Raw genomic sequence first — 12,588 nt, forward strand, 5'->3', positions numbered from 1 at the left:
ACTATGCCAGCAGTCTATCCATTGCCCGTATTCCACTTCACCGTCGAGTGGGGCGGTAAGCGTGTCGGTTTTTCCGAAGTGTCGGGCCTGACTCAGGAAAATCAAGCCATCGAGTATCGCGATGGCTCGTTCCCGGAATATTCCAGCATCAAGATGCCGGGCTTGCGCAAATTCTCTAACGTCACGCTGAAGCGCGGCATCGTCAAAAGCGACAATGATTTTTTCAAATGGCTCAGCACCGTCAAGCTCAATACCGTTGAGCGCCGCAATCTGGTGGTCAGCTTGCTGAACGAAGAACACGAACCGGTCATGGTCTGGAAAATCATGAATGCGTTTCCGGTGAAAGTCGAAGGGCCGGGACTGAAAGCCAGCGGTAATGAGGTGGCCATCGAATCGATTGAGCTAGCCCATGAAGGCCTGGAATTGCAGAACGAGTAAGCGATGCCTGCCTACTATCCGCCGGTCGGTTTTCATTTCAAGGTCGAGCTTTCCGGCGTAGCGCCGGACGGTAACGACGTGCGCTTTTCCGAAGTCAGCGGCTTGAGTGTCGAGCGGGCGACCGAGGATATCGCCGAAGGTGGCGAGAACCGTTTTGTCCAGAAATACCCGGTGCGTAACAAATATCCGGAGTTGGTGCTGAAACGGGGTTTGCTGGTGCGCTCGGCGCTATGGGACTGGGTCGAGGAATGTCTGCAGAACGATGAACTGACGCCACGCGATCTGGACATCAAGTTATTGAACGAAGAACACCAGCCACTGATCACCTGGCACGTGCAGAAAGCCTATCCGACCAAATGGTCGGTCAGTGATTTGAATGCCACCAGTAACGCGGTCGTCGTCGAGAGTCTGCAATTCTTTTATCAAAGCTTCAGGCAGAACAGAAGCTGAGCGCAGAGAAAGAGGTTCGCCATGCCGGTATTGATTGAACAGGTAACCATCGTCGTTGAAGTCAGCAATCAGGCCGCTGGTGGTGGCGCTACGCCGCCACCGGCCGAGCAGGATAAGCAGCAGCTGATTGAAACCTGCGTCGAGCAGGTCTTGCGCATTCTGGAACGGCAGAAGGAACGCTGAGCATGTCTGGCGAATTGGAGCGCGTGCTGATCAAGGCTTACACCGATCCGCAATGTCAGGGTGATGGCATGGCGACATTCGAGGCTTACGTCAATCCGCACGAGCTGACACTGGCTTATGAAATGGAATACGACGCCGGCCAGGGTTCCGGTACCACCGCCAGCCGTATGGAATTCAAAAAGATCAAACCGGGCGATTTGACGCTGACCTTTTTTCTTGATGGCACCGGTGCCAATGGTCGGCCTCTGGTCGTGCAGGACAAGATCGAAAGCTTTCAAACGGTCACCGGTTACAACGGCGAAATTCATCGGCCGAATTATCTGAAAGTGGCTTGGGGCACACTGCGCGTCAAACGCTGTGTGTTGAAATCAGCGTCGATTGCTTACAAGTTGTTCAAGCCCGATGGCACACCCTTGCGCGCCGTGATCACGGCCGTGTTCACCGATTTTGCCGATGACGAAACGCGGGTGGCGATGGCGCAGGACGAATCACCGGATCTGACCCATATTCGCGTAATCAAAGCCGGCGATACGCTGCCAGCCTTGTGCCAGCAGATTTACGGCGATGCCCAGTTGTATCGTCAGGTGGCGCACGCCAATCAGTTGCTGCATTTTCGTGACCTGCAACCGGGTCAGCGCTTGCAATTTCCGCCGCTGGAGCGTTTGGCATGAGCAGCCGTCGCCTGCCGGTGCCGCCGGAACATCGTGAATTCGAGATTCTGATCGACGGTGAAGCGCTGCCGCGTAGTCATGCCGCAATGGCAGTGGTGACCAGTTCACGCGTCAACAAAATCGCCACAGCGGAACTCTGGTTTGCTGATGGTGATGCGGCCAGCAGTGAATTCACGCTGTCAAGTTCCGAGTATTTTCTGCCGGGCAAAACCATTCAGATTCGTGCCGGCACGGCCAATCAACAGCACGATATCTTTCATGGCATCGTCGTCAGTCAGGCGCTGAAAATTCGCGAGCAGGCGCCACCGCAACTGCATGTGGTCTGCAAGCACGATGCCGTCCGCATGAGCCTGCAGGAGCATGATGCTGCCTACTTCGATCAAACCGACAGCGACATCATGGCCACGTTGGCGCAAAGCCATCAGGTGCAGGCGGACGTGGCGAGCACTGAGGTGACGCACGAGCAAATGGCGCAATGGCGTAGTTGCGACTGGGATTTTCTGTTGCACCGGGCTTTGGCCAATGGTTTGCTGGTGTTCACCAAGGGCGCGCAGTTGCTGGTGCAGAAACCGGAAACGGCTGCGTCAGTCATGACCCTGCAATTCGGCGCAACGGTGCTGGCGTTCGATGCCGAAATCGATGCGCGTGATGCATTGGATGCTTCGCAAACCTTGGCCTGGGATGCCGCGCAACAACAAACACAGCAACGCGATGGCGCCGACACCGGTTTGAGCGAAGCCGGCAACCTGAACATCAGTGATCTGGCCGAGGCCTTGGCGCGTGAACCGCTACAGTTGTCTCACACTCGGCTCAGCGAAACCGAAGCGCAGCAATGGGCCGATGCGGCCAGAAAGTTTTCTCATCTCGACAAAATCCAGGGGCGCTTGAAATGTCATGGCGTTGCCACGGTTCACGCCGGGGATTGGATAACCCTGTCCGGCTTTGGTGAGCGTTTCTCTGGCGAAGTGTTGGTCACCGGCGTCAATCAGGAATACGACGCCACCAACGGCTGGCGCACGCAATTGCAGTTCGGTGGCGTATTGGCTTCAGTGCAGCAAATCTGGTTGCAACAGCGACAAAGCTCGTCGTTACCGTTGGTGCCAAATACCTTGGGGCTGCAGGTCGGTGTCGTTACCGATAACGAAGATCCTAGCGGCGAACATCGGGTGCGCGTACATCTGCCCTTGATGGTGCAAGACAGTGACGGCTTATGGGCGCGCGTCGCAACGCTCGATGCCGGCGATGACCGTGGTTTCTTTTTTCGTCCGGAAATCGGTGATGAAGTGGTCGTCGGTTTTTTTGAACAGGATGCCCGCTATCCGGTGCTGCTCGGCATGCTACACAGCAGCGCCAAAGCCGCGCCATTGTCGGCCAGCAACGACAATCACGAAAAGCAATACAAGAGCCGCTCGGGTCTGACCTGGACCGTCAATGAAGAGAAAAAATCCATGCATCTGGCGACACCGGCCGGCCAGGAAGTGTTGCTTAGTGATGATGACAAAGGCATCACGCTGAAAGATCAGCATGGCAACCGCATTGTCTTGAATCAGGACGGCATCGTCATTGAAAGCGCCACGGCACTGCAGTTAAAAACCGGTACCACGTTGGCTGTCGATGCCGGTTCATCACTTGGCCTGAAAGCGGCGGCCGATTTGAAGTTGGAAGGCACCGCCGGTGCCGAGCTGTCGAGCACGGCGATCACCACGGTCAAAGGCAGTATGTTGCAACTGAACTAACTGAATGCCAATCAACTGAACGATTGTCACGGAGAAAAACATGAGCGCAGCCGTACGCATGGGGGATAACACAACACATGGTGGCGTCATCATCGGACCCGGTGTGCCGACCGTGTTGATTGCGGGCATGCCGGCCGCTGTCGTTGGCGATATGCATGTGTGTTCGCTGCCACCAACCGGCCATCAGCCAACGGTCAGTCCGTTTCCGGTTGGCAGCGGCACCGTGTTCATCGGCGGCCGACCAGCGTTGCGCACCACCGACACCTGTCTGTGCGGAGCGGCGGCGATTGTCGGTTCACCAACCGTCATTATCGGGTAATCGCGATGGCAAACGGCAACGCAAAAAGTTCGTTCCTCGGCCGTGGTTGGCGCTTTCCGCCGGCCTTCAATCGCAGCGAAGGTGCGGTGCAAATGAGCGAGGACGAACAGGATATTCGCGAATCTCTGCAGGTGTTGTTCGGCACCCGGTTGGCTGAGCGTTCATTCGCACCACGCTACGGTTTGAACATGCAGGATTGGTTGTTCAAACCGATTGGCACCACCGAGGCCAGCTTGCTGCGCGAACAAATCACGCTGGCCATTCTGATTTATGAACCGCGAGTCAATGTAATGGCGCTTCAGGTCAACACCACACGACTCTCGGAAGGGCAGCTTTTGATTGAACTGGACTATCAGGTGAAAGCCACGAACTCGCGCTACAACCTGGTTTACCCCTATTACCTTGGTGATGGCAGCGAAGTGAGCTTGCCGGTCGCGCCGACAACATAACGCCGAAGAGACGCAAGGGAATGTCGACACAAGCCTTACTGCAACAGCAATCCTTGGCGCCTGGGCAAAGTCAGGCCGAACGGGTGCCGGCCGAACTCGATGAAAACTATCCGGTGATCGACGATCGCCAGATCGCGGAGTTGTATCAATTTCTGCGCGATTTCAGCACCCACGTGAAATTTTTTGACAATGATCCGGCAGCGCATTGGCAGTCGTTCTTCCCGCCGTATTTGTCGACAATCCATGCCTCACTGCAAGCGCGCGATGGCACGCTACCGCCTCATCTGGCGTTGGTGTTGGCCTACCTGAAACTGTATCGCCATCCGCAGGCCTTGTTGAATGCGCTGAACAAGCGGCACATGGATTTTCAGTACCGCGATGTGTTGCATTTTTCACCGCTCGCAGCAAATCCGGATGAAGCGTTTCTGGCCTTGACATTAAAACCGAATGCGTCGTCGACGCTGGTGGAACCTGGCCACTTTTTTTCTGCCGGCAAGGATGCCAGCGGTATCGAGCGTCGCTACGCACCCACCGAAAGCACCGTCATCACTGCGGCACGGATCGAACAACTGAAATGTCTGTGGCGCGACACAAGCGGCCGAGGCGCGTTGCGGGTTTCGCCGATTGCCAATTCTGCTGACGGATTGGGGGCTGAACTGCCCGAACACGATGTGCAATGGTCGGCATTTGGTGCCGTGTCTAGGCCATTGGCCAATGTCGGATTTGCCGTCGCTTCGCCATTGCTGTTCATGGTCAGCAGCGAGCGCAGCGTTACGCTGAAGCTGCGTATCGATAGCGCCAATGCGGCAAGCTTGAGCAGCGCAAGATGGGGCGCCGGTTTGCATTGCTATCTGACCGGCAGCAAGAATTGGATTGGACCACTTGGCTACCAATGCACGCGCAGCGGCAACGAATTGCACTTGAAAATCACCGTGCCGGAAAGTGCAGGGGATATCGTTGCCCATAATAGTGCGGTGCACGGCAGTGGTTACCCGAACACCGAGCCGGTATTGCAGATTGTGCTCAATCAACAGCAAACGCAGCTCGGTTGGAACGATGTCAAATCGGTGCAGTTACAACAGTTGCAATTGCAGGTTTCGGCCAATGGTGTGCTGCCTCAGACGATGGCCAATGACTTCGGCGATCTGAAACCGGATAAAGCTTTCCATCCCTGGGGCCCGCAGCCAAAGTCGCAAATGGTTTGGCGTATCGGCCATGACGAAATGCTGGCGAAACCGCTGAGCAAGCTCGATATCACCGTCGAATGGCAGAATCCACCGAGCAACTTTGCCAGTCATTACGCCAACTACAACCTCTATGGCATCAGCAACAGCAGCTTCAACGCCAGCATTGCTTATCGCGACGCCGGTGGTGCCCAGCGTAGCAGCACGATCAATCTGTTCAACAACAGTGGCGCTGCCACCGTCACCTGGCAGCTCGGGGCGGCCGGCAGCCCGACGCAAAGCAGTCCGGCATTCGCCGTTTATCAATTGCATCACAGCGGATCGTTATGGGCGAAAACGCTGGCCAGCCAGTTTGTGTTGCATACACCGGTACTGCATGGTGCCGATAAAACGCCGGTGTTGTCATCGGCGGACAAACGTATTCACATCACCTTGCTGGACAGTTTTTATCACGAACAGTATCGCAAGCGGACGATTGAAGAAGCGTATAAAACTACCGGTAAACAAGTACTGAATGAGCCCTATACGCCAGTCATTCGCTCAGTGTCGATGGACTATGTCGCTACCGGTAGTTGGATCAATCTCAATGCTCAGGATGCTACGCAGTTTGCCAACGAAAAAGAAAAATTCTTTCATGTCGATGCGTTTGGTGTGCGTCGTGAGCACGGAGTATTGCGCCAGGCATTGTCGTATGTGGCGCAAAAATCGGTGCCACTGTTTGCCGAGCATAACGCTGAAGGTGAGTTGTATCTTGGCGTCGCCGCACTTGCTGCCCGCCAGAGCATCAGTGTGTATTTCGAAGTGGCGCAAGGCACGGCCAATCCGGACAAGCATCGCACCAGCTTGCGCTGGCAGGTGCTCTGCGATAACCACTGGCGAGATCTGAACGATAAGGATGGTCTGCAGGATGGCACCGACGCACTGACCCACAGCGGCATCGTCACCGCTGTCATGCCGCCGGAAATCACCAGCGGCAATAGTCTGATGCCGGAGGCGCTGGTCTGGTTGCGGGTCAGTGCCGCACAGGATGCGGACGCCGTTTGCGCGTTGCGCATGGTGGTCAACAATGGCATCAAGGTCCGGTTTCAGGATCCAGGCAATGCTCCGCAGCATTATCTGCAGGCCTTGCCATCGAAAAGCATCAATAAATTGATCACGCCGATCGAAGGTATCAAAACGCTTGCGCAACCGTACCCTTCTTTTTCGGGGCGAGCAGCGGAGTCGGACGCCGATTTGTATCGTCGTGCTCATGAGCGGCTGCGCCATAAAGATCGGGCAGTGACCAGCTGGGACATGGAGCGCTTGGTGCTGCAGCATTTTCCGCAGATTCATCGGGTCAAGGTGTTGCAACACAGCGCCGCGCAACAGTGGTTGCAGCCGGGCAGTGTGCTGGTACTGGTATTACCGAATCAGCAACAGACCGGTGGAGTTGATGCCCTGAACCCACGTGCTGATATTGCCACGCTGGAACAGATCAAAGCGATGCTGCAAACGAGGCTGGCGATGGGGGCATTGGTCGAGGTACGCAACCCGCGTTTTCAACGTGTGCGCCTGCAATGCCAGGTAAAAATGCGCGCCGGTTACGCGTTTGACTATTACGCCGGTGTATTGCAGCAACAGTTGATTGCCTATCTATCACCATGGGCTTATGACCAGACCCAGACGCCGCATTTCGGTGGCCGCCTCTATCGCTCGGCGCTGATCAATTTGCTGGAGGAACATCCGTCTGTGGATTACCTGACCGACGTCAAATTGCAAACCTGGCTGGACACGCCGAACTCGTTAACGGAAAGCCATGAAGTATCGCCGCTGGCGCCAGATGTGATTCTGGCCTCCGACTACCAACACGCCCTGACTGAAAGGCTGTAAGGGAAACCGATGAGCGCTCCGATAAAACTGCAACGACAAACGCCGGCCAAGTGGGGGCAAAGTCAGGCGAGCTTGTACGCTGAAGCCGTCAACGAAATCCAACAGCTCGGGCACCAGCATTGGACCGATCACAATATTCACGATCCGGGCATCACGCTGCTCGAAGTGCTGGCTTATGGCTTGAGTGAAACCGCGTTTCGCACCGCGCTGCCGATGGCCGATCTGCTGGCCGAGCACCCGGAAGAAAAAACGGTTTATCGCGCACGGGAAATTTTGCCGAACCGAGCCCTGACGGTGCTTGACTATCGCAAGCTGTTGATTGATCTCCCCGGTGTGCGCAACGCCTGGTTCAGTGAACACCCGCTGACGCTGTATCTGGATACCCGCGATGGCAGCCTGTCCCGAACCGCCGCCAGCGATCCGTGGATAGAGGCCGTTTCAGTTCGCGGTTTGTTTGATGTGTTGCTCGACCACGAGCCGGAAACCGATCAAAGCGAAACCGAAAAACTGGTGCACAAAACCTTGATGCAAAACCGCAGCTTGGCGCAGGATTTCATCAGCATAAGCGCTGTACCTGAGCAAGGCTTCCGTTTGTGCGCCGAGTTGGAAGTGGCGCCGGAAATCGATGTTAATGAACTGCTGGCGCAAATTTACTTCACGGTGCAGAACTACCTAGCACCCGTCGTCAATAACTACACTTATGCCGAGCTTGAACACCGTTTCAGCGCCGAAGCGCTATTCAACGGTCCACGTTTACGCTGCGGCTTCATTTTCGATGAGGAGCTTCTGGCCTCAGAGCTGCGCACCGAGTTGCGCTTGAGTGACATCTACAATCTGCTGATGGACCTGCCGGGCCTGACCCATATCCGGGAAGCGGTCATTACCGATGCTGACACGGCAAAAATCACTCAGCCCTGGCTGGTGCCGGTCAAACCTCAGCACAAACCAACACTGAATCTCGATGGTTCGCGCGTCGTCATCTACAAGCGTCATGTACCGATTCAGCCGAACCTCGAAAAAGTCAAACTGCGTTTTCTGCAGTTGATGGCCGAGCTTCGGCAGAAAAATGAAACGCCGATTGACGAGGATTTGCCGCTGCCACAAGGCGTGCAACAACAGGTTGAGCGCTATGTCAGCATACAGACCGAGCTGCCGCAGGTGTATGGCATCGGCAGTGAAGGCTTGCCGGCCAATGCCGATCAAACGCGCCAACGCGATGCCCATAATCTCAGCGCTTTCATCAGTCAGTTGGAGCAATTGCCGGCGAACTTTCTGATGCAGCTGAAGCATCTGGCGTTGCTGTATTCGACACGACCGGAACAGGAAGCAACCACGTTTTTTCAAGCCTTGTCCACCGGTGTGCGCACCAGCAGCTATCACGATGCTGACCCGGTCGCTGCGATGCGGTCTTTGCAGAATATCAGTCACGAGCGGGAGCGGCGCCATCGCTTTCTCGACCATTTATCGGCGCGATTGGGGGAATCGTTTGCTCCTTATGCTTCGATGATGCAGAGCCATTTTTCCGCTCACAGCCTGGCGGTGGCCGCGGACAAATGCTATTTCCTGCAAGACTATCCGACGCTTTCCTATCACCGCGCTGGCGCTTACGAATACAGCGCCAAGCAGCCGGAAGATATCTGGAACAGCGAGAACGTTTCCGGGCTTGAGCGCCGTATCGCGCGTTTGCTTGGTATCCGCAATTATCGTCGGCGCAGCCTCAGTGAAGTCGCCTACGATATCTACGCGGAAATCGACACGACACCGGATGACGAGTTTCGTTTCCGGGTGTTGCACCGGGTTAGCGGCAAGATTCTGCTGTCATCAAGCAAGCACTATGTCACCAAAGCCGAGGCCATTGCCGAGATGCAGCTGGCCATTCACTACGCCCAGCAGCCGGAAAGCTATCAGCGCAAACTGACCAGTGACAATCGCCACTACTTCAATATCGTCGATGAAACCGATGAAGTGTTGGCGCGCCGCATCGAGTATTTCAATGATGAAAACGCGATGGAAGAAGCTATCAGCGGGCTGATGCAGTATCTGCAGGAGCATTACGCCGAGGAAGGTTTTTATCTGATCGAAAACCTGTTGCTGCTGCCACCGGCGGCGTTCGATGAGTTTCTGACCGTTTGTGTCGATAACGCCTGTACGCCATGCGCCGATCACGACCCTTATTCCTATCGGGTGCACTTTGTTTTTCCGGCGTTCGCCGGTCGCTTCACCAATATGGCATTCCGCGATTACGTCGAATCCGTGGTGCGCGCTGAAACGCCAGCACATCTGCTGCCGAAAATCTGTTGGCTCGATCAGGCAACGATGGCGGCCTTCGAAAACGTTTATCGCGACTGGCTGGAAATCAAGTCCGGCGCCAAAACCGCACAAGCAAAACAGAAATGGCGCGCAATGCTCGATGCGCTGATCGAAATGAAGAGTGTGTATCCGACCGAGCGACTGCGTCAGTGCAGCCCGGTCGAGGGCACGGAAGTGCAGGAGAAATTTATCGTTGGCCGGACTTCGCTCGGCTCATCGGATAGTGCCGAATAGGCAAGGATGGAGAAACGCCATGCAAACCGTTCACCGCAGTCTGGAAACCATCTCAAGCATGTTCAGCGTGTTTGAAAAAGATCAGGTGTTGACCCATGACCAGCTGAACAGCGTCAGCGACTATCTGGAAGATCAGGATCGCTTGAATCGCCTGTATCTGACTGGCGTCGGCGTGGTGGCCGGATTGCGGCCATCGCTGTCGGGCCAGCAGGTTCAAATCAGCAAAGGCCTGGCGCTGACCACCGATGGCGATTTGCTGGTGCTGAGTAAAAATGCCGTCTTCGATCGATTCCGTCTTTATGGCGTTAACGCACCGGAGTATGCACCGTTTCATCCGGGCGGCAATGCCTTGACCCTGTATGAATTGGTTGCCGTCGGAGAATCGGTGGTCGATGCCTTGCCGCTCAGTCAGTTTGCCAGCACCGCTGGTGATCCGCTGTCGTCATTTGTCGTCCTGTTCTACATGGAGAGTTATCTGAAAGATGACGATATCTGCTCCGGCACCGACTGCGACAATCTCGGTAAAGAGGCGATGCACACGCCGCGAATATTGCTCGTGGCCAATAGTGAGGCCGCCGGTTTATTGCCGGATGTCGCCACCGCCGACAAGCTGGCCGACACGCTGCTGCCGATCGCGATACCGCGAGTCAAACTGGGCACAAGCATCAACACAACGGCGCAGTTTGCCACGCCTTATCGCAATGCCTGCAACACACTGCATAACAGCATCGTGCAAACACTGGATCTGGCCTTGCAGCATGGCGGCCCATTGTTTGCCGAGGTCATTTCAGCGGCCAGCGTCAACAGCGCCAAATCGAATCTGAACGCATTGAAGCAAGCGTTCAGCACTCGCCATATCGGCATTCAATACTATTATTCGGCGCTGACCGATATCGCTGCGGCCTGGAATGAATTTCAGCGCACGTTGATTGGTCATCGCCAGTGGCTTTGCCCAGACAGCATGACCTTTGCCAAACATGTATTGCTGGGCGAGCTGGTCAGCAATGATGAACCAGTGTTGCGCACGCCTTACTATCCTTCACCGGCACAGGATCATGATGGCCAGCGGCAGCACTTGTCGTTCATGCTGAAACGCACGCTGTTGTTGGCACAGCATGCGGACGTACCGAATACGCTGAGCAATATCGCCTGCACACCGGAATGTCATCAGCAGAGCGCCGTCGGTGAACGCGCCGTGCCGCATTATTTTCGCGCGGCGGCACAACCGGAGATTTTCCGGCACTGGAATTACGCGCTGTTTCAGAAAGATCGCGGCTTGGAAAACTATGGTTACTCGGCCGCATCGCTGGGCGCGAGTGGCCCGTCGGCTAACCCACTGAACTTCTTTATCGACCAGTTTGGTCATTTCCGCATCGAGGGGCATATCGGCAAAAGCGCTGCCACCACTTACGCGTCACTGAAGCAGCTGTTTGCCAATGAAAATCTCCCCGTTGCGCTGCAGGCGGTCATGCTGACCGTTGATCACAAAAACCTGTTCATCAAACCGAAATGGCAGTTCAGCGATCTGCATCGTTTTCATCAGGTACTGCGTCAGGACCTGGTGTTCCAGATGGACGATGTGCAGAAATTCAGCAAGACCTTCAAGGCCAATGTCGTCGACTCGGTTGATCGCAGCCTTATTGTGGATTCGCCCAACAGCTCCGAAGCGGTACGCCTGAAAGACACGGCCAATACCATGGACAATCAGTTGGTGGAAAACACCGCGGTGTTGAAAGAAAGCCTGTCAAAGAAATACGTCGACTTTCGCGAGCAACAATCCTGGCGTTCAGATTTGAACAAAACGATGAGTGTCGCTGGCGATTACAAATTCCAGCTGAGCAATGTTGTCAAAACCGAATTTGTGACGCCATTCGACAGCCTGATCAGCAGCCCGCATATCCAGTGGCTGGACTGGGTGGATTTGCTGATCAAAGACAAGGACGAAAAGCGCGAAAAGAAAGCAACGTTTCCCGGCTTCGTCAAACGCAATCCCGGTTTGTCGCACACCGGCGGCGGTCCGCGTGGCGGCACCTTTGTCGTCGTCTATGACACCTCTGGCGTCATCGTCGGGGATTTGTCGCTGCCGTATTGGCTGGAGGAAGACGAGGATGACGCCATGGACGAACCGACGCTGCCACGTCCGAATATCAAACCGGGACTGGTCATTGACAAAGGCATCAGCCTGCTGCCGCCGCGCACCAAGGTGGTCAAGGATTGGTTCAAGGTCGATATCGAGCCGGATTGGACCACGAAGCTGAATCAGCATGTCGGCTACTTCGATGTATTCAAGAATTCGATCACGACGATGGGCGAAGTGTTCACCAATCTCGAGAAGCGCACCATTGATATCAAGAACGTCAAACCGAGCGTCAGTAATCAGGCGCTGGACCTGCTGTTGAAAGAACAACAAGTCAAAGCCGAAAAAATCGAGTTGATGCGCAACCAGATGCTTGATGTCGATATGCCCGATGACAAACGCACAAACCTGAAAGAGGACATCAAAAAGGCCGAGGCCGAGCTTGCCAAATCACTGGAAGAAACCACGCGATTTGTCGCGGCCAATAATCTTGATTTGACTGCCGGTGGCGATGGCCAGAAAGCGATGACCATGGTGAAAACCCAGTCATCGATACTGGTCGACAGCACCGCGATCAAGAACTTCAATAGCGGCGTCGACAAGCTTGGTCGTGAATTCTCCGGTAATGCTTCGTTCGGCAAAGTGTTCGGCGTACTGAAGATCTGATC

10 protein-coding genes are annotated in these 12,588 nt (G+C 55.3%); all 10 read left to right on the forward strand.

Annotated features, from left to right (window positions below; translation table 11 throughout):
- Positions 1-3: 3 nt before the first annotated feature.
- Genes E2H98_RS15625 through E2H98_RS15665 form a run of 10 tightly spaced genes read left to right on the forward strand, consistent with a single transcriptional unit; the run spans position 4 to position 12,586 of the window.
- Complete coding sequence (locus E2H98_RS15625) at positions 4-438, forward strand: phage tail protein (RefSeq protein ID WP_133590501.1); 435 nt, start codon at positions 4-6, stop codon at positions 436-438.
- A gap of 3 nt (positions 439-441) precedes the next feature.
- Positions 442-888: a phage tail protein gene (locus E2H98_RS15630; RefSeq protein WP_133590503.1), complete on the forward strand. Its 447-nt coding sequence runs from the start codon at positions 442-444 to the stop codon at positions 886-888.
- A 21-nt stretch (positions 889-909) separates the two neighbouring features.
- Positions 910-1,071 (forward strand): DUF5908 family protein, encoded by a 162-nt coding sequence (locus E2H98_RS19215; protein ID WP_162848173.1) that lies wholly within the window; start codon positions 910-912, stop codon positions 1,069-1,071.
- A 2-nt stretch (positions 1,072-1,073) separates the two neighbouring features.
- On the forward strand, positions 1,074-1,742 hold the full coding sequence (locus tag E2H98_RS15635) for a CIS tube protein (RefSeq protein ID WP_198325145.1): 669 nt from the start codon (positions 1,074-1,076) through the stop codon (positions 1,740-1,742).
- Positions 1,739-3,478, forward strand: coding sequence for a type VI secretion system tip protein VgrG (vgrG, locus tag E2H98_RS15640; RefSeq protein ID WP_133590506.1), 1,740 nt, complete (start codon positions 1,739-1,741; stop codon positions 3,476-3,478). The genes E2H98_RS15635 and vgrG overlap by 4 nt, the downstream gene beginning before the upstream one ends.
- A 40-nt stretch (positions 3,479-3,518) precedes the next feature.
- Positions 3,519-3,797: a PAAR domain-containing protein gene (locus tag E2H98_RS15645; RefSeq protein ID WP_133590508.1), complete on the forward strand. Its 279-nt coding sequence runs from the start codon at positions 3,519-3,521 to the stop codon at positions 3,795-3,797.
- Between the two features lie 5 nt (positions 3,798-3,802).
- Positions 3,803-4,246 carry a GPW/gp25 family protein gene (locus E2H98_RS15650; protein ID WP_133590510.1) on the forward strand — a complete coding sequence of 148 codons (444 nt, stop codon included), beginning with the start codon at positions 3,803-3,805 and terminating at the stop codon, positions 4,244-4,246.
- Positions 4,247-4,266: 20 nt separating this feature from the next.
- Entirely contained in the window at positions 4,267-7,299 is a 3,033-nt protein-coding gene (locus tag E2H98_RS15655; protein ID WP_133590512.1) for a baseplate J/gp47 family protein, read from the forward strand.
- A 9-nt stretch (positions 7,300-7,308) separates the two neighbouring features.
- Positions 7,309-9,843 carry a diguanylate cyclase gene (locus tag E2H98_RS15660; RefSeq protein ID WP_133590514.1) on the forward strand — a complete coding sequence of 845 codons (2,535 nt, stop codon included), beginning with the start codon at positions 7,309-7,311 and terminating at the stop codon, positions 9,841-9,843.
- A gap of 19 nt (positions 9,844-9,862) precedes the next feature.
- A complete protein-coding gene (locus tag E2H98_RS15665; protein ID WP_133590516.1) occupies positions 9,863-12,586 on the forward strand; it encodes a hypothetical protein in 2,724 nt (907 codons plus the stop codon).
- The last annotated feature ends 2 nt before the right edge of the window (positions 12,587-12,588 follow it).

The sequence above is a fragment of the Permianibacter aggregans genome (assembly GCF_009756665.1).
Classification (GTDB): Bacteria; Pseudomonadota; Gammaproteobacteria; order Enterobacterales; family Permianibacteraceae; genus Permianibacter; species Permianibacter aggregans.

Coding starts and splice junctions, on each gene's coding strand:
- E2H98_RS15665 (WP_133590516.1), top strand. CDS start 9,863: ATGCAAACCGTTCACCGCAGTCTGGAAACCATCTCAAGCATGTTCAGC.
- E2H98_RS15655 (WP_133590512.1), top strand. CDS start 4,267: ATGTCGACACAAGCCTTACTGCAACAGCAATCCTTGGCGCCTGGGCAA.
- E2H98_RS15625 (WP_133590501.1), top strand. CDS start 4: ATGCCAGCAGTCTATCCATTGCCCGTATTCCACTTCACCGTCGAGTGG.
- E2H98_RS15630 (WP_133590503.1), top strand. CDS start 442: ATGCCTGCCTACTATCCGCCGGTCGGTTTTCATTTCAAGGTCGAGCTT.
- E2H98_RS15650 (WP_133590510.1), top strand. CDS start 3,803: ATGGCAAACGGCAACGCAAAAAGTTCGTTCCTCGGCCGTGGTTGGCGC.
- E2H98_RS15660 (WP_133590514.1), top strand. CDS start 7,309: ATGAGCGCTCCGATAAAACTGCAACGACAAACGCCGGCCAAGTGGGGG.
- E2H98_RS15645 (WP_133590508.1), top strand. CDS start 3,519: ATGAGCGCAGCCGTACGCATGGGGGATAACACAACACATGGTGGCGTC.
- E2H98_RS15635 (WP_198325145.1), top strand. CDS start 1,074: ATGTCTGGCGAATTGGAGCGCGTGCTGATCAAGGCTTACACCGATCCG.
- vgrG (WP_133590506.1), top strand. CDS start 1,739: ATGAGCAGCCGTCGCCTGCCGGTGCCGCCGGAACATCGTGAATTCGAG.
- E2H98_RS19215 (WP_162848173.1), top strand. CDS start 910: ATGCCGGTATTGATTGAACAGGTAACCATCGTCGTTGAAGTCAGCAAT.